The organism is Stenotrophomonas sp. ZAC14D2_NAIMI4_7 (assembly GCF_003086675.1).
In the GTDB taxonomy this organism is placed as follows: Bacteria; Pseudomonadota; Gammaproteobacteria; order Xanthomonadales; family Xanthomonadaceae; genus Stenotrophomonas.
The window spans coordinates 1,741,287-1,766,132 of the sequence record NZ_CP025995.1 but is presented as its reverse complement, the minus strand read 5'-3'; the positions used below and the strand labels follow the sequence as shown (position 1 = coordinate 1,766,132).

Here is a 24,846-nt window from a genome sequence, read left to right as displayed (position 1 = left end):
TGGTCAACCAAGGGCCTGAAAGCCTTGCAATACTTGAAGAAACCGGGGGTGCATTGGTTTCGACGGGGGTTGTGAAGTCGCCTGGCGCATGCCGAGGGGGTAGCTTTCCTCGTAAATCCAGCTGCAAAACTCTAGTTGCCAACGACGACAACTACGCTCTGGCCGCTTAAGGCCTAAGCCTCGAAACCGCTTGTGTCCATGCTCGCGGTGTAGAGTCACTATCATGGAATCGCGCTGGGCGGCTGCCTGTCAGTCCGGCACTAGAACACAACAGGCTGGTCCCCGGGTGCGCTTTGCACACCGTGCTGCTCGGGGGCGAGATCCAACGGTGAGCTAAGCATGTAGTGCTGGGGATGGAGTGCCTTCGGACGGCGGTTCAATTCCGCCCACCTCCACCATCTGTATGGCCTGTCGAGGCCGCAAGAAGCCGGATCTCCTATGAAGGGGTTCCGGCTTTTTTGTTGCCGTTTTCGTGCGCGCGGTGACAGCCCCCCCATGCCTGCCGCACACTGCAGAACCAACGGCCACACGCCCTGCCCGGCCACCCCATAAGGATCTGCAATGAACCTCCGCCTGCCCGCCCTGCTGTTCGCCCTGGCCATTGGCGCATCCGCCACCGCCGCGCCCGCCACCAAGCCCACCGCCGCTCTGGAAACCCTGCTGGCCTGCCGGCCCGGTTCCGATTTCACCCAGGCCCAGGCCGAACAGGCGCTGCGCGCAGCCGGGCTGACCCCGGTGCCGGGCGGCGTGTTCCAGCCCAAGGGCGGCAAGGTGGCACTGCTGGGCGGCAGCGTGACCAGTGCCGATGTCAGCGTGATTGCCGGCGGGCAGAAGAGCATCCACGTGTACCTGCTGGGCATCACCGCCGCGCAGGTCGGCCGCAGTCTATCGGTGACCACGGTGAACGATGATGCCGACACCGATGCGCCCTCCTACATCCGCAAAGTCGATGCACGCCACACCCAGCACGTGGGCGCGGCCGACGATTACGAGGGCTATTCGGCCGCGGTCAGCTGCCAGATCTCGCCGTAACCCTGCGCGGCACGACGCCTACAGCCAGCGCCGCACCTGGTTGCGGAAGGCGGCATAGCGGACACCAAAGCGCGCGGCCAGCGCGCGCTCTTCCGGCACGATCTGCAGGCGGGTGATCCAGGCCACGAACAGCGGCACCACCAGCAGCGCCAGCGCGTTGCGCAGCAGCAGCATCGCGCCCAGCAGCACCAGCGCCTGGCCCAGGTACATCGGGTTGCGGCTGTAGCGATAGATGCCGCTGGTCACCAGCGCCGTCGTCGAAGCCGGCCGCAGCGGATTCACCGTGGTGCGCACGCGGCCGAAAGTCCACTTCGGCAGCAGGTTCAGCAGCAGGCCCAGCACGCCGATGGAAACCGCTGCCCAGACCGGCATCGGCAGCGCCCACCCGGGCAGTAGGCCGTCCAGCGCCCACCCCGCCAGGCCGCACAGCAGCATGACCAGCGGTGGCGGAATGCGGGTTTCCAGCAGGTGCATCGGCATCCCCAGGCGTCAGCGCAAGGCCCGCAGTGTCACACACGCCGCCACTTTCTTCCGCGTTGACGCCGCTCCGGCTAGAGTGGCGCCACTGCGCAGGAGGACCGCATGGCATTACCGGGTTTCACCGTCGTTCGCCACATGGCGCTGGCCGCCACCGCCCTGCTGTTGCTGAGCGGCTGCGCCACGCTGCGCCAGTTCGGCCCGTCGGTGCAGGTGGGCACGGTCACCCCGGGCCAGTACATCGCGCTGAAGCGCGGTGACATCCTGACCAGCGGCAAGCTGAGTGCGGCCACCTGGGAAACGTTGCGCGTGGCCGGGCTGGATGAAACCGCGTGTGCCAAGCCGGGGCCGGCCTGCATCGAGGCGATGGAAGCCAGCATCGTAGTGCGCGAGGAAGACAAGCGTTCCAGCCTGGCCGAACTGTGGCTGCAGTATGCGATGAGCCTGCCCGCGCCCAAGCGCGAATCCCCGGCCGCGGCACGTGCGGCGGCGCCGACGCAGCCGCTGGCCCCGCTCGATGCCGGCTTCCAGCCGCGCCTGGATGCATGGATGCAGGTGGCCCGCCAGGCCTACGCGTATCTGTTCTTCACCGAGCGCACCGCAAACCAGCGTGGCTTCGAAGACCGCCAGACCCAGGTGCGCGATTACTACAACCTGGCCGTGCAGGAAGCCTCGGTGATGCTGTTCGAGGTGTATTCGCGCGGTGACGCCGGCAGCGACCGTTCGCGCCTGCAGGTGGGTTCGTGGACCTTCGTGCTGGCCCCCGATGCCGACGGGGCCACCCAGGATGGCCGGCAACTGGTCGAGCTGGTGCCGGCCGCGTCGATGTCCTTCACTGGTACCCTGCGCAGCGTGCACCGCCGCGATGGCTTCGGCGCCGAACTGGTGGCGGTGATGGCCGACCCCAGCGAACAGCCCACTGCGACCGCGCCCGCGCCGGGCAGCCCGCAGGCGGCAGCAGCGGCCACCGTGCGCGACTGGAGCGAGATGCCCTCGCCGTCGATGACGGTGCTGCTGCGCTTTGCCGGCGCCAACCTGTGGGAAGTGCTGCACGACAACGCGCCCACGCTGGAAATCCACGACCCCTACCAGGTGTCCGAAGTGCAGCTGCACGGCGAACAGGTGCCGCTGGCGGCCAACTTCACCGCCGGCTATGCGCTGTGGCTGGCGCGCTCCAATTTCAGCCGGCAGTCGTTGCGCTCGCTGTTCGGTGGCAAGGGCGGCATCGAGCGCCCGCATCTGTTCATGATGCAGCCGTTCGACCCGGACCGGCGCGTGCTGCTGATGATCCACGGGCTGGCCAGCAGCCCGGAAGCGTGGGTGAACGTGGCCAACGAACTGATGCGCGACGAGGAGATCCGTCGCGACTTCCAGATCTGGCAGTTCTACTACCCCACCAACATGCCGATCGCGCTCAGCCACGATGCGATCCGCCACACGCTAGACGATGTGCTGGCGCACTTCGATCCGGGCGGCAAGGATGTGGCTTCGCACGACATGGTGGTGGTCGCGCACAGCATGGGCGGGGTGATCTCGCGGCTGTTGGTTTCTTCGTCCGGCGACCATCTGGTGCAGACCCTGCTGGACACTGCGCAGATGTCGCCGGTGCAGCGCGAGCTGCTGCGCACGCGCGGCGCACCGCTGCTGAATTTCCAGCCGGAACCGGAAATTTCGCGGGTGGTGTTCATCGCCACCCCGCACCGTGGCACCGATGTGGCCGGCACGCGCCTGGGCCAATGGATCGGCAAGTTCGTGCGGCTGCCGTTGACCGTGCTGGAAGACGTGGCCAGCCTGGCCAACGACGGCCAGATCGAACGCAACGATGACAAGCACGGTTACCGCATGAACAGCATCCAGAACCTGGACAAGGACGATGCCTTCATCAAGGCGGTGGCCGACCTGCCGATGGCGCCGAAGGTGCGTTATCACTCCATCATTGCCCGCTCCAGCGCGCAGGGCCCGCTGCAGGACAGCAGCGATGGTCTGGTGCCGTACTGGAGCTCGCACCTGCCGCATGCGCAGTCTGAAAAGGTGATCGTGTCCGGCCACAGCGTGCAGGAAGCGACACCGGCCATCGTCGAGCTGCGGCGCATCCTGCACGAGGACATGCAGGCGCACGACGCGCCACGCGACTGAAGCCCCTCCCAGCGGCCAGCGGCCAGCGGCCACACCCGGCATATCCGCCGGGTGCCATCCGTGCGATCCTCTGGAATCGTTTTCATGGAATGGAGGGATTCCACGATGTTGCAGCACGTCCGCCGCACCGCGCTCTGCGCGCTGTTGGCCCTGGCCCTGCCGGCCGCCGTCTGGGCTGCCAGCCCGGCACCCCTGAAAGTCATGTCGTTCAACGTACGCACGCCGGCCGATACCGAGCCGGGCAAGCGCTGGCCGGACCGCCGCGGTGCGATGGTCAAGGTCATCCTGGAGGCCCACCCGGCGGTGATCGGCACCCAGGAACTGGTGCCGGAACAGGCCAGCTACCTGGCCGAGCACCTGCCGGGCTACCGCTGGTTCGGCAAAGGCCGCCGCGGCGGCGACGGCGACGAGCACATGGGCGTGTTCTACGACAGCAAAGTACTGGCGGTCGAGCAGTCCGGCGACTTCTGGCTGTCGGACACCCCCGACGTGGCGGGCAGCATCACCTGGGGCAACCTGTTCCCGCGCATGGTCACCTGGGCGCTGTTCCGCCGCCTGGACGACGGCCGCCGCTTCTACTTCATGGACACCCACCTGCCCTACCGCGACGAGGATGAGCCGCGCCGGCAGAAGGGCGCCGAGCTGATCGCCCAGCGCGTGGCCGGCCTGCCGGCGGATCTGCCGGTGGTGCTGACCGGCGACTTCAACAGCGAACCGGGCAGCGGCACCTACCAGGCCTTCACCCGCGTGCTGCAGGACACCCGCACCCAGGTGGCCGCACCGAAGGGGCCGCGCAAGACCTTCCATGATTTCACCGGCACGGCCACCACGCAGCTGGACTGGGTGCTGGTGCGCGGCTTCCACGCGCGCAGCTTCACCACCGACGACCGCCGCATCGGCGGTGTGCTGCCCTCGGACCACTTCCCGCTGGTGGTGGAACTGGACTGGCCGAAACCCTGACCGATACGCCCCCTGCTCAGGGCGGGGGGCGCTTGTCCAACAGACGGAACAGGGCCTGGTGCTGGTCGCGCGCCTGGAAGATGCGTGCGGCCACCGCCAGGAACAGAGCCACGCAGATCAGGCCGACGCCGAGCATGGAATCGGGCAGGCGCATGAAACCCACTGCGCCGGTCAGCGCGGCCAGCACCATCAGCACCACCACTGCCACCGACAGCCCTGCGCCAGGCAGGCCGGGGTCTCCAAACAGCATCCGCTGGGTGGATCGCTTCTCGTCACGCATCGCCGGTCCTTGCTGGGGTGTGTGCCACTAGGTACACCGCGCGGGCAGATTCCGGCAGAGTCAGAAACGACATGGCGCCGACTGGCGTTGCCGCCAGACCGTGCAGAGCGCGGGTATCACGCCGCCAGCCACGCTGGAAACGACGTGATGCCCTCGCCTGCAGTCAGCGGCTGGCCACCGCCGGCTGCGGCGCCTGGCCCCAGCCGCCCAGTGCCTTGTAAACACCAACCACGCTGACATTCACTTCCGCCTCGGCTGCGGCCAAGGCATCGTCGGCGGCCAGCTGGGTGCGCTGCGCATCCAGCAGGGTCAGGAAGTCTTCCGAACCTTCACGGAAGCGGATCTGCGCAAGCGATTCGGCACGACGTGCCGCCTGCGCCTGCTCGACCACGATCGCCAGTCGCGCCTGCTGCTTGGAATAGCGGGTCAGCGCGTTTTCGGTGTCTTCCAGGGCCAGCAGCACGGCCTGTTCGTATTGCGCCGCCACGCCTTCGGCTTCGGCCTTGCTGGCACGCAGGCGCGCCTTCACCGTGCCGAAGTCGAACGCGGCCCAGCTGATCGACGGGGTGAGCAACCACGCCTTGTTGTTGCCGTTGACCAGGCCGCTGGCATCGCCGCCGAGGAAACCGACGAAGCCGGACAGCGACAGGCGCGGGAACAGATCGGCGGTAGCCACACCTACCCGCGCGGTGGCAGCGGCCAGGCGGCGTTCGGCCATGCGCACGTCGGCACGCTGGCGCAGCAGCTCGCGGGTATCGCCCAGCGGCAGCGCCTTGGCGAATGCCGGCACGTCATGCGGGGCCAGCATCGCGGTCAGCACCTCCGGGCGCTGGCCCAGCAGTACGGCCAAGCGGTTGCGCGACTGTGCCTCGGAGACTTCCAGCAGCGGAATGTCAGCCTCGATCGCCTTCAGGCGCGCGCGACTGCTCTGCACGTCCAGTTCGCTGCCGGCGCCCAGTTCCCAGCGTGCTTCGGTCAGCTTCTGCGTATCGCGCAGGTTCTCCAGCGTGTGCTGGGCCACCGCGATGCGCTTCTGGGTGCCACGCAGTTCGAAGTAGTTGCGCGCCACTTCGGCCGCCACCAGCACCTGCGCGTCGGCCAGGTTGGCCTGCTCGGCGCCCAGATCGGCACGCGCGGCTTCGGCGGCGCGACGCTTGCGGCCGAACAGGTCCAGCTCCCAGCCGGCATCGAAGCCGAGCTGGTAGCTTTCGCTGAACACCCGCTCGCCGCCCTGCTGTGCATCAGGCTGCTTGCGGCGGTCGTAGCTGCCACCGGCGGTGACATGCGGGGCCTGGTCGAAGCGGCTTTCCACGAACACCGCGCGGGCCTGGCTGACGCGGGCCACGGCCACGCGCAGGTCCAGGTTGTCCGACAGCGCGCCGTGCACCAGCTCTTCCAGCACCGGATCGTCGAACTGCGCCCACCAGCTGGCCACCGGCGCGGCCGTGCTGAACACCGTCTGCTGCGCGCTCTGCAGGGCCACCGGTTCCTGCACCGGCGCCTTGTAGTTCGGGCCGACGGTCACGCAGCCGGCCAGCACCAGGCTGGACACGGCTGCGGCCAAGGTACGGATCACCACGGCAGCACCTCGCCCAGATAGGTGAAGCTGCCGCTGGCGCCGGCATCGCCGATCAGCGCCATTTCCACGCTGGAACGGGCGCCTTCGCTGATTTCGATTTCACCGTTGCCACCGTTCATGTCGGTCTTCACGTAACCGGGGTGCACGGTGTTGACCTTGATCGGCGTGTTGCGCAGTTCGTAGGCCAGGGCCAGGGTCCAGCTGTTCACCGCCGCCTTGGAGGCGTTGTAGGCGGGAATCTTGAAATCGTAGATGCCCGAGTTCGGGTCGGCATGCAGGGTCTGCGAACCGAGCATGCTGGACACGTTGACGATGCGACCGGACTTGGCCTGCTTGACCAGCGGCAGGAAGGCCTGGGTAACGGCCACCAGCGCATACACGTTGGTGTCGAAGGTGCGGCGCCAGGTATCGAGCGACTGCTCGGACGGTGCCTGCGCCGGGTTTTCGATCATGATGCCGGCGTTGTTCACCAGGATGTCCAGGCGACCGTGGCGCTGGCGCACCTGTTCGGCGGCTTCGGCAATGCTGGCCGCATCGGTCACGTCCAACTGGATGGCTTCCACCGGCAGGCCTTCGGCCTGCAGCTGCAACGCTTGTTCCACCGCCGTTTCGCGCTTGCGACCGGCCAGCAGCGTGTGCACGCCGGCCTGCGCCAGCTGGCGCACGGTTTCCAGGCCGATGCCGCGGGTGGCACCGGTAACCAGGGCAATCTTGTTCTGATGGGTGTTCATGGGTCATGCCTCGATAGGGGAAAGCGGGCGCCGGCACCGGGCCGGCGCAACCGCGGGTTTCCAGGTCAGTGATGGATGGTCGGTTCGCCGTGCTGCACCAGCTGGCCACCGCCGTTGCGGGTGACGAACTTGCGCAGGGCGACGTAGAACACGGGGGTCAGGAACAGGCCGAACAGGGTCACGCCCAGCATGCCGGCGAACACGGTGATGCCGGTAACCGAGCGTACCTCGGCACCTGCGCCATGCGACAGCACCAGCGGCACGGTGCCGGCGATGAAGGCGATGGAGGTCATCACGATCGGGCGCAGGCGCAGGCGGCAGGCTTCCAGCGCGGCCTCGACAATGCCCTTGCCACCCATTTCCAGCTCGCGGGCGAACTCGACGATCAGGATCGCGTTCTTGCACGCCAGGCCCATCAGCACCACCAGGCCCACCTGCACGAACACGTTGTTGTCACCGCCGGTCAGCCACACGCCGAACAGGGCCGACAGCAGGGTCATCGGTACGATCAGGATCACCGCCAGCGGCAGCGACCAGCTTTCGTACAGCGCAGCCAGCACCAGGAAGGCCAGCATGATCGCCACCGGGAAGACGATGAAGGCCGCCTTGCCCTGGGTCGCCTGCTGGTAGCTCAGGTCGGTCCATTCGGTGGTCATGCCCACCGGCAGCACCTTGCCGGCGATCTCGGTCAGCTTGTTCATGGCTTCGGCCGAAGACAGCACGCGCGGGTCGGCTTCGCCGGCCAGGTCGGCGGCCGGGTAGCCGTTGAAGCGCAGCACCGGGTCGGGGCCGTAGGTCTGCTTCACGGTGACCATCGAACCGATCGGCACCATCTCGCCACGGTCGTTGCGGGTACGCAGCTTGCCGATGTCTTCCACGCTTTCACGGAACGGACCATCGGCCTGGGCGATCACCTGCCAGGTACGGCCGAACTGGTTGAAGTCGTTCACGTAGGCCGAGCCCAGGTAGGTCTGCAGGGTGTCGAACAGCTCGGTGAGCTGCACGCCCTGCGCCTTGGCCTTCACCCGGTCCACTTCGGCATCCAGCTGCGGCACGTTGGCCTGGTAGCTGGTGATCGGGAACGCCATGCCGGGGGTCTGTGCCACTGCACCCTGCATCGACTGCACCGCATTCTGCAGGGCGCCATAGCCCAGGTTGCCGCGGTCTTCGATGAACATCTGGTAGCCATTGCCGTTGCCCAGGCCGAGGATCGGCGGCGGCATCATCGAGAACGCGAAGCCTTCCTGCAGGCCAGCGATCTTCTGGTTGATCTCGGCATTGATCTGCGCAGCAGTACGGCCGTGGCGCTCGTTGAACGGCTTGAGCGGGATGAAGGCCACGCCGGTGTTGGGCGTGTTGGTGAACTGCAGCGCGTTCAGACCCGGGAACGAGATGGTGTGGGCCACGCCATCGGTTTCCTGGGCGATCTTGGCGACCTTGCGCAGCATTTCATCGGTACGCGCGATCGACGAGCCTTCCGGCAGCTTCACACCGGCGATCAGGTACAGCTTGTCCTGGGTGGGAATGAAGCCCGGCGGCACCATCTTGAAGATCACACCGGTACCGACCAGCAGGATGGCGTAGACCACGAACACCGCACCACGACGGCCGAGGATCTTCGAAACGCCACGCTCGTACTTTTCCGAGCTGGACTTGAAGAAGCGGTTGAACGGACGGAACACCCAGCCGAACAGACGGTCGATGAGGCGCGTCGGCGCATCCTTGGGCGCACCGTGCGGCTTCAGCAGGCGCGCTGCCAGCGCCGGCGACAGGGTGAGCGAGTTGATGGCCGAGATGACCGTGGAGATGGCGATGGTGACGGCGAACTGCTTGTAGAACTGGCCGGTGACACCGGACAGGAATGCCATCGGCACGAACACGGCGCACAGCACCAGGGCGATGGCGATGATCGGCCCGGACACTTCGCGCATGGCCTGGTGCGCCGCCGCAGTGGGCGACAGGCCTTCTTCGATGTTGCGTTCAACGTTTTCCACGACCACGATCGCATCGTCGACCACGATGCCGATCGCCAGCACCAGGCCGAACAGGCTGAGCGTGTTGATCGAGAAGCCCAGCAGGTACAGCGCAGCGAACGTGCCCACCACCGACACCGGCACGGCGATCAGCGGAATGATCGAAGCGCGCCAGGTCTGCAGGAACAGGATCACCACCAGCACCACCAGGGCGATGGCTTCCAGCAGCGTGGACACCACGGCCTTGATCGAATCGCGCACGAAGATGGTGGTGTCGTACACCGCTTCGTACTTCACATCGGCCGGGAAGCTCTTCTGCATCTCGTCCATGGTGCCGATCACAGCATCACGGATTTCCAGCGCGTTGGCGCCGGGCGACTGGAAGATGCCGATGCCCACCGCGTTCTTGCCGTCCAGCTGCGAACGCAGGGTGTAATCGCCGGCGCCCAGTTCCAGACGGGCCACATCGGACAGGCGCACGATCTCGCCATCGGTGCCGCTCTTGAGCACGATGTCGCCGAATTCCTGCTCGCTCTTCAGTCGGCCCTGCGCGTTGATCAGGGTCAGGAACTGGCTGTTGGGCAGCGGTTCGGCACCGAGCTGGCCGGCCGAGACCTGCACGTTCTGTTCGCGCATGGCGGCCACCACGTCGCTGGCGGTCAGGCCGCGCGCGGCCACCTTGTCCGGGTCCAGCCAGGCGCGCATGGCGTAGTCACCGCCACCGAAGATCTGCGCATCACCCACGCCCTGGATGCGTGCCAGCGCGTCCTTCACGTGCAGGCGAGCGTAGTTGCGCAGGTACAGCGTGTCGTACTTGCCATTGGGCGAGGTCAGGTGCACCACCATCAGGAAGGTGGGCGACTGCTTCTGCGTGGTCACGCCCTGCCGGCGCACGTCTTCGGGCAGCCGCGCCTGCGCCTGGGCCACGCGGTTCTGCACCTTCACCGCCGCTTCGTCCGGGTCGGTGCCCGGGCGGAAGGTGATGGTCATCTGCAGCACGCCGTCCGAACCGGCCACCGACTTGAGGTACATCATGCCCTCGACGCCGTTGATCGCTTCTTCCAGCGGGGTGGCCACGGTTTCAGCGATGACCTTGGGGTTGGCGCCCGGGTAGACCGTGCGCACGACCACCGACGGCGGCACCACTTCGGGGTACTCGCCGATCGGCAGGATGGGGATCGAGATCAGGCCAGCGGCGAAGATCACGATCGACAGCACCGCCGCGAAGATCGGCCTGTCGATGAAGAAACGGGAAAAGTCCATGGAGGAATTCCTGGGAAATGCCGCCGACGGGCAACAGCCGCCCTGCCCCTCGCCAGGATGACGAAGGCAGGGAAGGCTGCCGCAGGCGCCGGCAGCTAGAGGGAAACGCGGATCAGTGCTTCAGTGCGGCGGTCGCATCGCGGCCCGGTGCGGGGGCCGGCTGCGGCTGCATCGCCATCGCCTTGGCCTGCACCGGCATGCCCGGCATGAAGACCTTCTGCACGCCGTCGATGATCACCTTGTCACCGGCAGCCAGACCGTCTTCGACGATGCGCAGGCCTTCGGCGGTTCGGCCCAGGCGGACATCGCGACGCTGCGCCTTGCCCTCCTTGTCGACCACGTATACGTACTTGCGGTCCTGGTCGGTCAGCACTGCCTTGTCGTCGATCAGGCGGGCTTCGAACTGGCCGCTGCCCAGCAGCTGCACGCGCGCGAACAGGCCTGGGGTGAACTGGCGGTCGGCATTGTCCAGCAGCGCACGCACGCGGATGGTGCCGGTGCTGCGGGTGACCTGGTTGTCGAGGAAATCGACCTTGCCGGTGTGCGGATAACCGTCTTCGCCGGACAGGCCCACCTTCACCGGCAGCTCGCTGTCACGCTCGCTCGGGCGCTGGCCGTTGCGGGCCATCTGGGTGTAGCGCAGGAAGGTGCTCTCGTCAGCATCGAAGTAGACGAACACCGTGTCCAGCGACACCAGGGTGGTCAGCACGCTGGCGCTGTCGCCGGCGGTCACCAGGTTGCCGGCAGTGACCATCGCGCGGCCGGCACGGCCATCGATGGGCGCACGTACCTTGGTGAATTCCAGGTTCAGGCGTGCCGCATCCAGTGCGGCCTGCGCGGCCTGCACGGCGGCGCCGGACTGGTCCGCCGCGGCGCGACGCTGTTCAGCGGTTTCGGTGGAAATGGCCTGCTGTTCGGACAGACGCTTGGCGCGCTCCGATTCACTGCGTGCCAGGCTGGCCTGGGTGCGGGCGCGGGCCAGTTCAGCGGCGGCGCGATCATACTCGGCCTGGTAGCTGCGGGCGTCGATGGTGAACAGTACAGCGCCCTTTTTCACTTCTTCGCCTTCGACATAGTTGACCTTGTCGATGTAGCCGGACACGCGCGGACGCAGCTCGACGCTCTGCACGGCTTCAACGCGGCCGCTGAATTCGTCCCACTGGCTGACCTGCTTGACCAGTACCGGCGCGGCGCTGACCTGCGGCGGCGGCGGTGCACCGGCCTCTTCGGCATGACCGCCACTGCAGGCGGCCAGCACCGCCGCAGCAAGGATGGAGACACCGGCCATCGCCAGGCGATGACCGATACGGTGTGGAGGGGTGTTGGGGGAAGTCATGGCATGCATCCGTACGGAAGGGGTGGTGGTTCGGTGACGTGTTCGTTTTTCTGGCGGCGTAGCCTGCGACCTCAACGATGGTTGAGGTCAAGCAACGCCTGCGGTGTCGCGCCACAGCGGTGGCAGGTCCAGGTTCAACAGACCGCGCGGCAGTTCGGCATCACTGCTGTCACAGCGGACGATGGCGCGGTTGTCGCGGCAGCCGTCGAGCAGGGACACCACGCGGCGGCCAACCAGCAGCGAGCTGGGCCATTCGATGCAGGCATTGGCCGCATTGCTGGGGGTACAGACCGGATTGCCGACCTCCAGCATCTGCGCGCGCACGCCCATCGCCTGCGCTTCCTGGTGCACCACCTGCGCGTACATGCGCAGCGCTGCAGTGGTGATCGAGGTTTCGCCGTAGCCGGCCCATGGCTTGGCACCGGCCGGACTACCGATCAGCACATAGCGGCGCGCGTGCGGGTTGTCCTGCAGCAACGGCAGCAGATGGCGCGCAGCGTGCACGTGCGGCATCAGGTCGGCCTGCAGCGCGCCCAGCAGCGCATCGCCGCTGCGCGCGGTGACCCGGCCGCGGTTGTACGGGCCGCCCATGGCCGCCACCACGGCGGCCAGCGGACGCGGGCGCTGCGCCACGCGCTCGGCCACGGTGCGCGCCGACGCATCGTCGCTGAGCGAGCCGAGCATCGTCTGCAGGCCCGGCTCATCGGCGAACTGTTCGCGCAGCGCTGCCAGCCGGCCGGGATCGCGGCCGACCACCAGCACCGGGCTGCCGGCCTCCAGCAGCGCACCGACCACGCCCTGGCCGACCGCGCCGGTGCCGCCGAGGACCAGGACCTCGGGGGTCAGAATCCCATTCACGGGACATTTCCTCCCAAATCCGGGATAGTCCCAATTCGACGCAGGCGATCACCCTGGCGGGGGGCCAGGCGGATGGAACCGCCACGCTGCTGACGCAGGGGGGCGGTGAACTCCCGGAAATCCTTGTGTACCAAGGAACTCGGGCGGACTTCCACGGTCATTGCCTGGTCCAGGGTGTCCTGGCCGGCAAGCCGGAAGCGGGCAAGAATGTTGCGCAGGCTCATGGCGGACGGGCTCCAATCAACGAATGGCGCCACGATAGACCTCAAACCTTTACTTGATTAGTCCGGATTAAGGGGAATAATCATCCCGTCCCCGGTCCAATCGTTCTGTCACGATATCCCCGTCCCCGGCGTCCAGGATCCCGATCATGTCCCACGATCTCAATGAAACCCTGATCTTCGTCAAGGTGGTCGAGCAAGGCAGCTTCATCGCCGCCGCCAAGTCGCTCGGCCTGCCCAAGACCACGGTCAGCCGCAAGGTGCAGGAGCTGGAAACGCGCCTGGGCGCGCGCCTGCTGCACCGGACCACGCGCCGGCTCGGCCTGACCGAAGCCGGGTCGATCTACCACGAGCACTGCCAGCGCATCGCGCGCGAACTGGAAGAGGCCGAGAGCGCGGTCAGCCAGTTGCAGTCCGGCCCGCGCGGCTGGCTGCGCTTCACCGTGCCCTACTCGATCGGCATTACCTGGATCGCGCCGCTGCTGGGCCAGTTCCATGCGCAGTATCCGGAAATCCGCTTGGACATGCACATGGGCAACGAGAAGCTGGACCTGATTGCAGGCGAAGCCGACCTGGCCCTGCGCGTGGGCGCCCTGCCCGATTCCAACCTGGTGGCGCGCAAGCTGGGCAGCCTGCGCACCCAGGTGTTCGCCAGCCCGGCCTACATTGAACGCTACGGCGAGCCGCTGCACCCGGAAGAGCTGCAGTTCCACCGCATCCTGGCGATGCGTAAGCCGCACCACACCGGCAATTCGCCGCGCTTTACCTGGCAGCTGGGTGAGAACGGCGGCGAGCTGCGTGACTTCCCCGTCACCCCGCTGATGACCGCCAACGACATGTCCGCGCTCAATGGTGCGCTGGTGTGCGGCGAAGGCCTGTTGCTGACCGGCGATGTGATGGCCAAGCCCTTCGTTGAATCGGGCATGGTGCGCCGCGTGCTGGCCGGCTGGACCGGCCCGGAAGTGGACTTCAATGCGGTGTTCGCCGGCGGCCGCCTGGTGTCGCCGAAGGTACGCGCATTCGTCGATTTCCTGGTGGAAAAGCTCAACTTCGACGCCAACTACATGCTGGCCCAGTGCCCGGCCGCGAAGCTGGCACAACGGCAGCAGGAGAAGGAAGACGCCGCGCTGGAAAGCAGCGGCAAGCGGATTCTGGAGAAGGTGACGGCTGCGGCGTGACCGGTGGTCGTCATCCACGCATGGCGTGGATCTACTCCGGCTGCTGGTAGGTGCCGACCTTGGTCGGCACGCCTTGAAGCAGTCGAGCATGGCTCGACTCTACCGGCTGCTGGTAGGTGCCGACCTTGGTCGGCACGCCTTGAAGCAGTCGAGCATGGCTCGACTCTACAAGAGTTCCGTGGTGTGCCGAGCATGGCTCGGCACCTACAAAAAATGCCGCCTGCAAGGGCGGCATTTTTGTTCCGGCTTTGCCGGAACAGCAGTAACGCGCAGCGTTACTGCTTCAACGGAATCACGCGGATTTCCACGCGGCGGTTCTGTGCGCGGCCGGCGTCGGTGCTGTTGTCGGCAATCGGGTAGGCCTTGCCGGCACCCAGGGTTTCGATACGCACCTGCTGCACGCCCTGGCCGACCAGGTACTGTGCCACCGAATCGGCACGTTCCTTGGACAGGCGGTTGTTCACCGCATCGCTGCCGATGCTGTCGGTGTGGCCGACCACTTCGATCATGGTCTGGTTGTACTCGTTCAGCGTGCTGGCAACACCGTTGAGCGAGCTGTAGAACTGCGGCTTCAGCGCCGACTTGCCGAAATCGAAGGTGATGCCATCGGGCAGGTTCAGGGTGATGTTGTCGCCCTGGCGCTGCACGTCGATGCCGGTGTTGGCGGTGCGCTCACGCAGCGCGCGTTCCTGGCGGTCCTGGTAGTTGCCGATGGCTGCACCGCTGAGCGCGCCGATGCCCGCGCCGATCAAGGCATGCTGGCGGCGTTCGGTGGCGCTGTTGCCAGTCAGCAGGCCGGCCGCCACACCCACGGCGGTGCCGATCAGCGCGCCACGACCGGTGCGGTTCTGCTGCTCGGTCGGGTTGCCGTACTGATCGCTCTGCACGTAGGAGCCGCCGGTGGCGCACGCACTCAGCGCGGCGGCAGTCATCAGGGCCAGTGCGACGTTGCGGGTGGTGTTGCGGATCATGGTGGTCTCCTTGGATGCCGGCCGATGCGGCGTGCGAACGGTCAGGAGGATATACACGCCGGCGCGATGCCGGGATGATGAATGTGAAGGCCGGACGTGCTGCATTCAGCTTTCTGACCCGGCCTTCATCCAGCCTCTTTACGCCCCGCCCGTGCTTCGGTACGCGGCCAGTGCGGCATCGCGGCCGGCCGCCAGGTCGACCAGTGGCGTGCGCGGGTAGCCGGGCGCTTTCCCGGCAAGCAGCTGCGGGTGCTGCCACGGGGCAAAGCGCGCCTTGACCGGCAACGCCGCCAGTTCCGGTACCCAACGGCTGATGTAGCGCGCCTGCGGATCGAATTTCTCGGCCTGGGTAACCGGATTGAACACGCGGAAGTACGGCGCCGCATCGGCACCGGTGCCGGCCACCCACTGCCAGCCCATCGTGTTGTTGGCCAGGTCCGCATCGACCAGGGTGTCCCAGAACCAGCGTGCGCCGTGCAGCCAATGCGCGCGCAGGTGCTTGCACAGGTAGCTGGCCACGATCATGCGCACCCGGTTGTGCATGTAGCCGGTGTGCCAGAGTTCGCGCAGCCCCGCATCGACGATCGGCACGCCGGTGTTGCCACGCTGCCAGTCGTGCAGTTGCGCGGGACTTGGATTGGCCCACGGGAAGCGGTCGAAACGCGGATTGAGATTGTCGGTGGGCGTCTTCGGGAAGTGATGCAGCAGGTGGTAGGCGAAATCGCGCCAGCCCAGCTGGCGCAGGTAGCCATCGATATCGGCGTCGGTGCCGGCGCTGCGCAGGGCTTCCAATGCATGGGCGATGCGCCACGGTGCGATTTCACCGAAATGCAGGTGTGGCGACATGCGCGAGGTGCCCACGCGATCAGGCAGGTCACGCTGCTCGCGGTAGCCGCGCAACGCGCCGTCTTCGAACACCGACAGCGCTTCCAGCGCACCGGCTTCGCCCGGCTGCCAGTGCTCCCAGAAGCCCTTGTCCCAGTCCAGCGTGGGCGCCAGCTGCAGCGCGTCCAGCGCAAGGCCGTGTACCGCGTGCGCCGGCAGTCGCTGCGGCGCGGCATGCAGCGCGGGCAGGCGCCAGTGGCTGAGCACGTTGCGCCAGTACGGGGTGAATACCTTGTACGGCTGCCCTTGCTGGGTGGCGATATCCCACGGTTCGAACAACAGGCTGCCATTGCAGCTCTGCGCATCGATGCCCTGCTCGCGCAGCGTGCGCTTGATGGTGGCATCGCGCGGCTGGGTGGCCGGCTCGTACTTGCGGTTCCAGTACACCGCTTCGGCGCCGGTCTGCTCGATCAGCGACTGCAGTTCGGCCAGGCTGTCGCCGGCACGCAGCACCAGCGCGGAACCGCGTGCACGAAGATCGGCATCCAGCGCCGCCAGCGAACGGTGGCGCCAGGCGTCGGATGCGGCACCCGGCATCCACTCGCCTTCTTCCTGCGACGCATGGATGTACACCGGTACCACGTCATGCCCGGCATCGCATGCGGCCTGCAGGGCCGGATTGTCCTGCAGCCGCAGATCGCGGCGGAACCATACCAACGCTACCGACACGTGCATCGCCTTCGTTCTGAGTGCCGCACATGATAGCCAGCGACAGTGAAGGCCGTGCGCGGCGCGGTCTGCTAGGCTGGCCCGCCCACCAGTGGAACGTTGCATGCAGGATCTACGTGACCGGTTCACCGTGTTTGGCCCGTTGCAGGCGCAGGATGAAAACGATTGGCAGGGACCGTTCCCGCTGCCGCCGGTCGTGGCCCGCTTCTACGCGCAGGTCGGGCCCCTGGGCCGCGAGATCAATGCCAAGGTCGGCCATGCCGGCATCACCATTCCCGGGCTTGAGGTCTGGATTCCGCCCTTGCAGCGCCTGTGGAGCCACCAGGCCGGTTATCGCTGGCATGGCATCAGCGGCGAGCCGTTCGAGGACTGGCCTTCGAACTGGCTGGTGATTGCCGACCTTGGCGCCGACCCCTTCATCCTGGACATGGACGATGGCCGCATCCTGTTTGCCCAGCATGGGCGCGGGCACTGGGACGCCGGTGTGTTCCTGGAAGACCTGCCGACTCTGATGGCCGCGCTGGCCGCCGCCGGCGCGGTGTATCTGCAAGCCGGCGATGATCTCTACAACGATGACGACGAGGGCGGCATCCGCGCCGAGCACCAGGAGGCAGCCGTGCAGGCGGTGGCCCAGGTGCTGGGCGACCGCCTGCAGGCCGAGTCGTTCATCGAGACGCTGCAGGGGTGAATCCACGCATGGCGTGGATCTACTTTTCGAAACGCTTCATCGCCTCGCTGATCACCGCCCGTGCCTCGGCCGCATTGCCCCAGCCATTGAGCTGCACCGGATTGCGCCCGACTGGCAGGTCTTTGTAGACACGGAAGAAGGCTTCGATGCGCTGCCGCTCGATCTCGGGCAGATCGGCCAGGTCGCGGATATTGGCGTAGCTGGGGTCCACCTTGTCGGTAGGCACGCCGATCACCTTCTCGTCGTGCTCACCGTTGTCGATCATCTTCAGGTAACCGATCGGACGAAAGCGCACGATCACGCCAGGATGCAGCGGCTCGCGGGTCAGCACCAGGGCGTCCAGCGGGTCGTTGTCACCGGCCAGGGTGCGCGGCATCGAACCATAGTTGGCCGGATAGGCCACCGGCATCGACTGGAACCGGTCCACGTGGACCAGCCCGTCTTCCTTGATCTCGTACTTGGTGAAGCTGCCGGCAGGGATCTCCACCGCCAGGTTCACTTCCTGCGGGGCCTGCTTCGGCTGCGCGGCCAGGAACGGGTGCAGTACGGCTTCGGCAGCGGTGGCAGCCCCTGCCACCAGCAGCACGGCCGCGGCAAGCGCCGCCACCGGCACGAAACGTCGGGATACGATCATCGTTGGTTCCTCATTCCCAGCAGCGGTCTGCGCGACCCTTGGCAGTCTGCGCACGCGGGCATGCACGCGGGGTGATGCGCCCCTGCTGCAGCTCCACCTTCTGCGTGCTGCCATCGGCAGCGCGGCGCAGTTCGAAGGCGTCGTACAGACGACCGGTGACCGTGCGGGCCTCGTAACGCAGCTTCTGCGGATCGATGCGCAGCACCTGGAACAGCTGGGTGTCTTCGGCCACCGGGTCCATGGTCTGTTTCGCCTCGTCCGACAGCCGGTACTGCTTCGGCCCGGCCACGGTCACCACGTACTGCGGCGTAGCCGCCTGGCCTTCGCCACGACGGCCGTAGGTGTGGTCGTGGCCCTGCAGCACCAGGTCCACCTTGTGGCGACGGATCACCGGCTGCAGCACCTGCTGCAGCGCGGCGTTCTGGCGGCCTTCGCGCGGCGAATAGAACGGCTGGTGCAGCAGCACTATCGTCCATGCACGCGGGTTGCTGCTCAGCACGGTGTCCAGCCACTGCGCCTGCGCCTGCGCGGTGCCCAGGTCCAGCGCCGATGTGCCATCGAGCACTACCACGCGCACGTCCTGCACGTCGAACCAGTAGGTACTGGTATCCGCCGCTGCCACACCGTTGCCCGGCAGCGCGAAGGTGACCGGCCAATGGCGGCCCAGCACGCGGCGTTCCTGCGGCGTGTCTTCGAATTCCTCGAAGTATTCGTGGTTGCCGATGGCCGGTGCCACCAGCGTTTCCTGCGCCAGCCAGCCCGTGGCCGCGAACCACTCGCCCCACTCGCTGTCATCGGCGCCGTCGCCACCGCTGACCAGGTCGCCGGCAAACAGGCTGACCCGCGCATCGGGCGCGGCCTTCTGCGCGGCACGCACCACGCGGCTGACATGGCTCAGGTTCTTGTTCTGGGTATCACCGAAGTACAGCAGGGTCAGCGGCTGTCCCGCTGCACCTGCGGTGCGCAGCTGGTTCCAGGCACTCCAGCCGCCCTTGCCCTGCACGCGGTAGACATACAGCGTATCCGGCTGCAGCCCTTCCACCTGCACGCGGTGGTGATGGGACAGGCCGTTCTCGGTCTGCAGCGTCTGCGTGCTCGCGCGCAGCTGGCGCACGCCCTCGATGGCCGGCGAATCGCCAGCCACGGCCACTTCCAGCAGCGGCGCCTGCACGCTGCCGTCGGTACGCCAGGCCACCGCGAACGCGTGCGCGGGATCGGCCGAGGGCGAGGCCACGATGCGGTCCGGCAGTGGCGTGGCCGCGTAATGGCGGCTGCCCTGCGGAACCTGGGTATTGGGCTCGGCTGCCGCACCCGCCAGCAGCGGTGCGGCGAGCAACAGGGCGACAGTCAATGCGCGCATGCAGCGACCGCTCATGCGCCACACTCCAGCGGCAGCGAAAGCTGTTTGGCGATGGCCTGCCAATCGAAGGCGACGACGCCCTGGTCGTCATGCACCGCATACAGGGCGCCATGCGGGAAGCGCGACGTGGGCTGCTGCATCATCCAGATGCCGTCGGTGTTGGCCACCGTATTGCCCTGGAACGCGCCGACCGGCTTCAAGGTGTGGCGGTCGAACAGATGGAACACGCTGCGCTGCTTGCCCTGTTCGGTGGTGATCCACCAGCCATCCTTGCCGCAGGTGCGCAGCATCACGCCTTCGGCCTGCGCCTTGAACACATCGCGGCCGAAGGTGGTGCCGGTGAAGCGGCCGGCCAGGGTGTAGACCTTGAATTCGCTGGCGTAGCTTTCGTCTTCTTCGGCAATCAACAGGCGGTCGTTGGCCGGGTCGCCCCAGATCGATTCGACCACGCGCAGCGCACCGGCCTCGCTGGTATCGCCGATGCTGGCGGCCAGGGTGGCTTCAAGCTTCATGCCATTACGGCTGACGTCGTACTGGCGCACGCGCTTGTCCAGCTCGGCCAGCGGCGGCAGGATGTCCTTGCCCTGCGCGTCCTCGCCGTTGTCCCAGGAATCGGTGACATACACGCTGTAGCCGTCGGCCCGCTTGTCCACCCACAGGCCGTAGGGCTTGCGCAGATCCTCGCCACCGAACACCGCCAGCGGGGTGAAATCGGGCAGCGAGAACACCTGCACGCGGTGGTTGTCGCGCTCCACGATCCACAGCAGGTCATCGGTCACCGAAATGCCATTGGGACGGTCGAACTGGCCCAGCGCCGTCCCGCTGCTGCCGACATCACGCAGGTGCTTGCCGCTGCTGCCATCGTAGACCACCAGTTTGTCGGTGGCCTTGGCCGTGGCGATCAGCCAGGTGGCGCCATCCGGTGCTTGCCAGCTGGCCGGCGAATCGATGTTGTCGGCCGGGGTCATCGGGGTCAGGAACGCCTCGGCGATGGTCGACACCGCGCGTGCGGTCTCCGCCGGGGCCTTCGCGTCGGTGCCTGCATCGGCACCGGCCGGAGCAGCCGCCGGCGTGCAACCAGCGGCAAGGCAGGCGGCCATCGCGGCTGCCAGCAGGGTCATACCGCGCGCCATCACAGGGCCACCTTCAGGCCGACCGCGTAGGTGCGGCCGTACTCTTCCATCTGCAGGGTGCGCGAACGGGTGCCCTGGTACAGCTCCAGCGGCTTGTCCAGCAGATTCTGCGCTTCGAAGTACATGCTGATGCGCGGGGTGAACTTGAAGTCCAGCGAGAAGTCGAGCTGGGTATTGGGCGCGACGTAGATGTCGAACGCGCGGCCGGCACCGACGGTGTCCAGGTATTCGCTGCGGTAGACCGCGGCCAGGCGCGTGCTCAGGCCGTACTTCTCATAGCCGATGTGCGCGCTGTACACGTGCTTGGAGGCACGCGGCAGCATGAACTCCTCGCCTTCGCGGTCAGCGATGCCCGCATCGAATTTGGTATCCAGCCAGGTGCCGCTGGCACCGACCAGCAGGCCGTCCAGCGCGCCCGGCAGGAACGCCAGCTGCTGCTGCCAGTTGAACTCGGCGCCGCGCACGGTGGCCTTGCGACCGTTGATCGGACGGGTCACGTCGAGGCCGTCGTAAGCCGGGTCATTCTGGCTCACGGTTTCCACGATGTAGCCATCGATGGACTTGTGGAACAGGCCCAGTGAAACGATGCCGGTGGTGCCGATGTACTTCTCGACCGACAGGTCGATGTTCTTCGATTCGTAGGGATCCAGCTGCGGATTGCCCAAGCGCAGCTCTTCGTCGCCGGCGTTCAGCGCGCGGCGCGGCGAGATGTCACCGAAGGACGGACGCGAGACCGTCTTGTTGGCCGAGGCACGCAGCACCCAGTCGTCGGCCGCGTCGTAGCGCAGGTGCAGGCCCGGCAGCACGTTGGTGTAACTACGGTTGGCCTGCACCGGGCTGGCGGTATAGCCGTCATCGTCGTCCAGCTCGACGCTGTTGCCGGTGGCCTTGAAGTGGGTGTTCTCCACGCGCACGCCGCCGATGATGCGCAGCGCACCGATGTCCCAGGTGCCCATCGCGTAGCTGGCGAAGATGTCTTCGCTGGCGGTGTAATCCTCTTCCAGCGAGGTCGCGGCGTTGCCGGCCACGTCCTGCGGACGCGCGGTGTAGCGGCTGCCGTTCTGTGCCCAGTAGCTGCGCATGGCGGCCGAGCTCATGCCCTGCCCCATCACGCCATGGCGGTGTTCCGGATCGGCGGCCGTCCAGCTGGCCAGGTCGATGCCCGGGCCGCGGCGCAGCTCGCTCTCGTCCACGTTGACATCACGGTCGCGCCAGCGGCCGAGCAGGCCGAATTTGATGCTGCTGTTGTCGCCGTCGAAACGCACGTTGACCTGCGCGCTGCGCTCTTCGTCGTTGACCTGCTTGGGCGAGATCACGAAGCGGTCGAACGCGTAGTTCGCGTTGTCCATCCATTGCGGGTTGTCAAAGGTGTAGGTAGGCAAGCGACTGCTCTGGTCCAGCGTGCCATTGAACGCTTTGCCATTGAGTTTGAAGCGCGCTTCCATCTCATCGTTCACGCGTTCTTCGGTACGCGTGTAGCCGATCCTGTAGTCCACCACTGCGTTGGTGAGCTTGTTTTCACCGCCCAGGCTGGCCGCGAAGGTGTTTTCCTCCTTCGTGCGGTAACGCATGCGCTTGTCGATCGAATCCTTGGTCATGCCGTCCAGGCGGTACTGGTCGTCACCGGCACTGGCCATCCTGGCCTTGTCGAAGTTGTAGATCACGCGCTGGCGGGTTTCGGCGTCGTCGAACTGGCTGTACAGCGTGCGCAGGTAGTACTGGCTGTCCTCGTTCGGGCGCCAGTCCATGTTGAGGTTGGCACCGATGCGCTTGCGCTCGATCTCGTACTTGCGGTGCTGCAGGTTGATCGCGGTGACGTCACCGGGCTTCACGTCCTGCGGATCGATGTCACCGTCGAGATTGTCATACTCGACTTCGCTGTTGTCCGACTCGAACGTGCGCTTCTGGTAGTTCACGCCCAGTGCCACGCCGAAGGTATCGGCGAACACTTCGCTGTAGTTGAAGGCCGCCTTGGGGCTGGTTTCGCCGGACAGCTGCTGGTGGCTGGCTTCGATCTTGCCGCGCAGGCTGCGGCCATCGCGGTCGAAGGCCGAGGCCGATTCGACCAGCACCGCACCACCGATGGCATCACCGGGCATGTCCGGGGTGGGCGATTTGACCACGCGCAGGCGTTCGGTCGAATCGGACGGAATCACGTCCAGCGGTGCGGCGCGGCTGGAATCTTCCGGCGTGCCCACGGCAATGCCATCCACGCTGACGCTGTTGAGGTTGGCATCCAGGCCGCGGATGACCACGAAGCGACCCTCGCCCTGGTCGCGGGTCACGCTGATGCCCGGTAGGCGCTGCAGCGATTCGGCCACGTTCTTGTCCGGGTACTGGCCCAACGCATCGGACGAGACCGCATCTTCGATCGCGTTGCTGCTGCGCTTCAGATCGACGGCACGCACCTGCGATTCCAGCTGGGCGCGCACTTCGATGCGGTCCAGGTCGACCGCATCGGCGGCAACCGCTCCGGCACCAGCCACGACCTGCTGCCCGGCAGCGTGCAGTGGCGCTGCAGCCCCCATCGCCAGCGTCAGGGTGATGGCCATGGCCAGCGGAGTCTTGATATGCACGTTGAAGCCCCGTTCCTGTTAAGAATGGGTCTGCACGGTATGTCCGCAAGGTTGCACGGGCGTGACATGCCGGTGCAGCCGGCGGCATCCGGCGTTTGGGTTCGGACCGGCGTTCCGGCAAAATGGAGCCCTCTCCCAGACCCCCTTTCCGACCATGAAGATCGTCGAAGTGCGCCACCCGCTGGTGCAGCACAAGATCGGCCTGATGCGCAACGCTGCGCTCAGCACCAAGGATTTCCGCGAACTGGCCAACGAGCTGGGCACCCTGCTGGCCTATGAGGCCACCGCCGACCTGGACACCGAACCGCACACCCTGCCCGGCTGGGCCGGCCCGGTCACCGTGCAGCGCATCGCCGGTGCCAAGATCACCGTGGTGCCGATCCTGCGCGCCGGCCTGGGCATGCTCAGCGGCGTGCTGTCGCTCATTCCGGCCGCGCGCGTGAGCGTGGTCGGCCTGCAGCGCGATGAAGAAACCCTGCAGCCGGTGCCCTACTTCGAACGCCTGACCGGCCGCCTGGAAGAGCGCGACGCGCTGATCCTGGACCCGATGCTGGCCACCGGCGGCACCCTGATCGCCACCATCGACATGCTCAAGCGTGCTGGCGCCCGCCGCATCAAGGGCATTTTCCTGGTCGCCGCACCGGAAGGCATCGAGGCAGTGAAGGCCGTGCACCCGGACGTGGAGATCTACACCGCCGCGATCGATGCCCATCTCAATGAGAAGGGTTACATCCTGCCCGGCCTGGGCGATGCCGGCGACCGCATTTTCGGTACCCGCGTGGCGTGAACCGCGCCAGGGGTCGGATCCCTTTCGCAGAAAGGGCTCTGACCCCGATGCGCGGATGCATCCCGCGCCAGTCGAGCAAGCTCGACTCTACGACCACGCAGGGCTCTGACCCCTGCTCAGCCCAGCGCGCGCGCCTTCAGTTCGCCCTGCTCATGCAGGGTCACGAAACGACCCTTCTCATCGCGCCCCAGTTGGGCCAGTGCCACCTGCGGGTCGTGGGTGAAGAACAGATGGACGTTGCGCGCCAGCTTGTCTTCCAGGAACTGGCGCTTCTCGTCGATCAGCAGTTCGGCATTGCGGTCGTAGCCCATGGTGATCGGCACGTGCACCCAGGAGCGCCCGGGAATCAGATCGGCACAGAACACCACGCCGCCCTGCGGCGCCTGGTCGGCATGCGCATGGCCGACGATCTCGGCCAGCATCAGCCCCGGCGTGTGGCCGTCGCTGTAGCTGAAGCGCACGCTGCGGCCCAGCACCTGCGAGTATTCACCCTCCACCACTTCCAGCCGACCGCTGGCCTGCAGCAGCGCGGGCAATTCAGGGATGAAGCTGGCCCGATCGCGCGGATGCGGCTGCAAGGCCCGCTGCCAGTGCTGTGCACCGACCACGAAGGTGGCGTTGGGGAACAGCAGTTCCGGGCCACGGCCTTCGGTCCACGGCGCCAGCAGGCCGCCGGCATGATCGAAATGCAGGTGGCTGAGCACCACCACGTCGATATCTTCGTGTTCGAAACCGGCTTCGCGCAGCGAATCGATCAGCACATGCCGACTTTCCTGCACGCCGTAGCGTTCGCGCATGCGCGGATCGAAGAAGGCGCCGATGCCGGTTTCAAACAACACCGTCTTGCCTTCCAGCGGGCTGGCCAGCAGCGCACGGCAGGCCAGCTCGATGCGATTGAGCTCGTCCGGAGCCGCCCATTTTTCCCACAACGCGCGCGGCGCGTTGCCGAACATCGCCCCGCCATCCAGGCGCTGCGAGTTTCCACGAATTGACCAGAGTTTCATGCAGCGATTATCAGTCGACTGCCGTTAAATAATCGCTAGCCGGAAAATGGAAAACCCCGCCGGGTGGCGGGGTTCGCGGGTTCTACATTCGCCGGGCGTGGTCCGGCGCCAGCGG

21 protein-coding genes and 1 other RNA gene are annotated in these 24,846 nt (G+C 66.6%); 7 read left to right on the top strand and 15 right to left on the bottom strand.

The annotated features are described in order from the left end of the window. Positions 1-44 precede the first annotated feature (44 nt). Positions 45-398, top strand: a transfer-messenger RNA (tmRNA) gene (ssrA, locus tag C1922_RS08280). Positions 399-561: 163 nt separating this feature from the next. Further along, a complete protein-coding gene (locus C1922_RS08275; RefSeq protein WP_108749317.1) occupies positions 562-1,032 on the top strand; it encodes a hypothetical protein in 471 nt (156 codons plus the stop codon). A gap of 18 nt (positions 1,033-1,050) precedes the next feature. On the opposite strand, the gene C1922_RS08270 is transcribed toward C1922_RS08275, so the two are convergent. Then, positions 1,051-1,506, bottom strand: a complete 456-nt coding sequence (locus tag C1922_RS08270; protein WP_108751528.1) for a methyltransferase — start codon at positions 1,504-1,506, stop codon at positions 1,051-1,053. A gap of 108 nt (positions 1,507-1,614) precedes the next feature. Between C1922_RS08270 and C1922_RS08265 the strand changes: the two genes are divergently transcribed. Continuing rightward, positions 1,615-3,645, top strand: coding sequence for an alpha/beta fold hydrolase (locus C1922_RS08265; RefSeq protein WP_108749316.1), 2,031 nt, complete (start codon positions 1,615-1,617; stop codon positions 3,643-3,645). Positions 3,646-3,750: 105 nt separating this feature from the next. Further along, on the top strand, positions 3,751-4,605 hold the full coding sequence (locus C1922_RS08260) for an endonuclease/exonuclease/phosphatase family protein (protein ID WP_108749315.1): 855 nt from the start codon (positions 3,751-3,753) through the stop codon (positions 4,603-4,605). 16 nt (positions 4,606-4,621) lie between these two features. Here the strand turns inward: C1922_RS08260 and C1922_RS08255 are convergent, their stop codons facing one another. The 7 genes from C1922_RS08255 to C1922_RS08225 all read right to left on the bottom strand — a co-directional run bounded on the left by C1922_RS08255 (position 4,622) and on the right by C1922_RS08225 (position 12,849). Beyond that, positions 4,622-4,885 carry a hypothetical protein gene (locus C1922_RS08255; protein WP_108749314.1) on the bottom strand — a complete coding sequence of 88 codons (264 nt, stop codon included), beginning with the start codon at positions 4,883-4,885 and terminating at the stop codon, positions 4,622-4,624. A gap of 163 nt (positions 4,886-5,048) precedes the next feature. Further along, positions 5,049-6,464 (bottom strand): efflux transporter outer membrane subunit, encoded by a 1,416-nt coding sequence (locus C1922_RS08250; RefSeq protein WP_108749313.1) that lies wholly within the window; start codon positions 6,462-6,464, stop codon positions 5,049-5,051. Continuing rightward, positions 6,458-7,195, bottom strand: coding sequence for an SDR family oxidoreductase (locus C1922_RS08245; protein WP_108749312.1), 738 nt, complete (start codon positions 7,193-7,195; stop codon positions 6,458-6,460). Before C1922_RS08245 ends, C1922_RS08250 begins: the two co-directional genes overlap by 7 nt. A gap of 65 nt (positions 7,196-7,260) precedes the next feature. Continuing rightward, on the bottom strand, positions 7,261-10,431 hold the full coding sequence (locus C1922_RS08240; protein ID WP_108749311.1) for a multidrug efflux RND transporter permease subunit: 3,171 nt from the start codon (positions 10,429-10,431) through the stop codon (positions 7,261-7,263). Between the two features lie 112 nt (positions 10,432-10,543). Then, positions 10,544-11,767, bottom strand: coding sequence for an efflux RND transporter periplasmic adaptor subunit (locus C1922_RS08235; protein WP_199912237.1), 1,224 nt, complete (start codon positions 11,765-11,767; stop codon positions 10,544-10,546). Positions 11,768-11,854: 87 nt separating this feature from the next. After that, positions 11,855-12,625, bottom strand: a complete 771-nt coding sequence (locus C1922_RS08230) for an SDR family NAD(P)-dependent oxidoreductase (RefSeq protein WP_108749309.1) — start codon at positions 12,623-12,625, stop codon at positions 11,855-11,857. Continuing rightward, complete coding sequence (locus C1922_RS08225) at positions 12,622-12,849, bottom strand: hypothetical protein (protein ID WP_108751527.1); 228 nt, start codon at positions 12,847-12,849, stop codon at positions 12,622-12,624. Before C1922_RS08225 ends, C1922_RS08230 begins: the two co-directional genes overlap by 4 nt. A 146-nt stretch (positions 12,850-12,995) precedes the next feature. Between C1922_RS08225 and C1922_RS08220 the strand changes: the two genes are divergently transcribed. After that, positions 12,996-14,024, top strand: coding sequence for a LysR family transcriptional regulator (locus C1922_RS08220; protein WP_108749308.1), 1,029 nt, complete (start codon positions 12,996-12,998; stop codon positions 14,022-14,024). Positions 14,025-14,299: 275 nt separating this feature from the next. Here C1922_RS08220 and C1922_RS08215 read toward each other — a convergent pair whose 3' ends face one another. Then, positions 14,300-14,995, bottom strand: coding sequence for an OmpA family protein (locus tag C1922_RS08215; RefSeq protein WP_108749307.1), 696 nt, complete (start codon positions 14,993-14,995; stop codon positions 14,300-14,302). Between the two features lie 138 nt (positions 14,996-15,133). Further along, positions 15,134-16,549, bottom strand: a complete 1,416-nt coding sequence (locus tag C1922_RS08210) for a deoxyribodipyrimidine photo-lyase (protein WP_108751526.1) — start codon at positions 16,547-16,549, stop codon at positions 15,134-15,136. A gap of 103 nt (positions 16,550-16,652) precedes the next feature. On the opposite strand from C1922_RS08210, the gene C1922_RS08205 reads away from it, so the two are divergent. Continuing rightward, complete coding sequence (locus C1922_RS08205) at positions 16,653-17,237, top strand: hypothetical protein (RefSeq protein WP_108749306.1); 585 nt, start codon at positions 16,653-16,655, stop codon at positions 17,235-17,237. Between the two features lie 19 nt (positions 17,238-17,256). Here C1922_RS08205 and C1922_RS08200 read toward each other — a convergent pair whose 3' ends face one another. From C1922_RS08200 to C1922_RS08185, 4 genes are read right to left on the bottom strand one after another with little or no spacing between them, the layout of a single operon-like run. Continuing rightward, complete coding sequence (locus C1922_RS08200) at positions 17,257-17,871, bottom strand: inorganic diphosphatase (protein WP_108749305.1); 615 nt, start codon at positions 17,869-17,871, stop codon at positions 17,257-17,259. Between the two features lie 10 nt (positions 17,872-17,881). Then, positions 17,882-19,231: a metallophosphoesterase family protein gene (locus C1922_RS08195; protein WP_234413506.1), complete on the bottom strand. Its 1,350-nt coding sequence runs from the start codon at positions 19,229-19,231 to the stop codon at positions 17,882-17,884. An 11-nt stretch (positions 19,232-19,242) separates the two neighbouring features. After that, complete coding sequence (locus C1922_RS08190) at positions 19,243-20,364, bottom strand: phytase (RefSeq protein ID WP_108749303.1); 1,122 nt, start codon at positions 20,362-20,364, stop codon at positions 19,243-19,245. After that, the gene (locus tag C1922_RS08185; protein WP_108749302.1) at positions 20,364-22,940 is read right to left on the bottom strand and encodes a TonB-dependent receptor; all 2,577 of its coding nucleotides are present in this window, start codon (positions 22,938-22,940) and stop codon (positions 20,364-20,366) included. Before C1922_RS08185 ends, C1922_RS08190 begins: the two co-directional genes overlap by 1 nt. Positions 22,941-23,094: 154 nt before the next feature. On the opposite strand from C1922_RS08185, the gene upp reads away from it, so the two are divergent. Further along, entirely contained in the window at positions 23,095-23,727 is a 633-nt protein-coding gene (gene upp / locus C1922_RS08180) for a uracil phosphoribosyltransferase (protein WP_108749301.1), read from the top strand. A 116-nt stretch (positions 23,728-23,843) separates the two neighbouring features. Here the strand turns inward: upp and C1922_RS08175 are convergent, their stop codons facing one another. Next, positions 23,844-24,731 carry an MBL fold metallo-hydrolase gene (locus C1922_RS08175; protein ID WP_108749300.1) on the bottom strand — a complete coding sequence of 296 codons (888 nt, stop codon included), beginning with the start codon at positions 24,729-24,731 and terminating at the stop codon, positions 23,844-23,846. Positions 24,732-24,846 lie beyond the last annotated feature (115 nt).

What these genes read in the sequence shown, in the direction of transcription:
- C1922_RS08225 (WP_108751527.1), bottom strand. Translation starts at nt 12,849, where the DNA reads ATGAGCCTGCGCAACATTCTTGCCCGCTTCCGGCTTGCCGGCCAGGAC.
- C1922_RS08195 (WP_234413506.1), bottom strand. Translation starts at nt 19,231, where the DNA reads ATGCGCGCATTGACTGTCGCCCTGTTGCTCGCCGCACCGCTGCTGGCG.
- C1922_RS08220 (WP_108749308.1), top strand. Translation starts at nt 12,996, where the DNA reads ATGTCCCACGATCTCAATGAAACCCTGATCTTCGTCAAGGTGGTCGAG.
- C1922_RS08175 (WP_108749300.1), bottom strand. Translation starts at nt 24,731, where the DNA reads ATGAAACTCTGGTCAATTCGTGGAAACTCGCAGCGCCTGGATGGCGGG.
- C1922_RS08260 (WP_108749315.1), top strand. Translation starts at nt 3,751, where the DNA reads ATGTTGCAGCACGTCCGCCGCACCGCGCTCTGCGCGCTGTTGGCCCTG.
- C1922_RS08265 (WP_108749316.1), top strand. Translation starts at nt 1,615, where the DNA reads ATGGCATTACCGGGTTTCACCGTCGTTCGCCACATGGCGCTGGCCGCC.
- C1922_RS08275 (WP_108749317.1), top strand. Translation starts at nt 562, where the DNA reads ATGAACCTCCGCCTGCCCGCCCTGCTGTTCGCCCTGGCCATTGGCGCA.
- C1922_RS08215 (WP_108749307.1), bottom strand. Translation starts at nt 14,995, where the DNA reads ATGATCCGCAACACCACCCGCAACGTCGCACTGGCCCTGATGACTGCC.
- C1922_RS08240 (WP_108749311.1), bottom strand. Translation starts at nt 10,431, where the DNA reads ATGGACTTTTCCCGTTTCTTCATCGACAGGCCGATCTTCGCGGCGGTG.
- C1922_RS08270 (WP_108751528.1), bottom strand. Translation starts at nt 1,506, where the DNA reads ATGCACCTGCTGGAAACCCGCATTCCGCCACCGCTGGTCATGCTGCTG.
- C1922_RS08245 (WP_108749312.1), bottom strand. Translation starts at nt 7,195, where the DNA reads ATGAACACCCATCAGAACAAGATTGCCCTGGTTACCGGTGCCACCCGC.
- C1922_RS08235 (WP_199912237.1), bottom strand. Translation starts at nt 11,767, where the DNA reads ATGACTTCCCCCAACACCCCTCCACACCGTATCGGTCATCGCCTGGCG.
- upp (WP_108749301.1), top strand. Translation starts at nt 23,095, where the DNA reads ATGAAGATCGTCGAAGTGCGCCACCCGCTGGTGCAGCACAAGATCGGC.
- C1922_RS08205 (WP_108749306.1), top strand. Translation starts at nt 16,653, where the DNA reads ATGCAGGATCTACGTGACCGGTTCACCGTGTTTGGCCCGTTGCAGGCG.
- C1922_RS08255 (WP_108749314.1), bottom strand. Translation starts at nt 4,885, where the DNA reads ATGCGTGACGAGAAGCGATCCACCCAGCGGATGCTGTTTGGAGACCCC.
- C1922_RS08200 (WP_108749305.1), bottom strand. Translation starts at nt 17,871, where the DNA reads ATGATCGTATCCCGACGTTTCGTGCCGGTGGCGGCGCTTGCCGCGGCC.
- C1922_RS08190 (WP_108749303.1), bottom strand. Translation starts at nt 20,364, where the DNA reads ATGGCGCGCGGTATGACCCTGCTGGCAGCCGCGATGGCCGCCTGCCTT.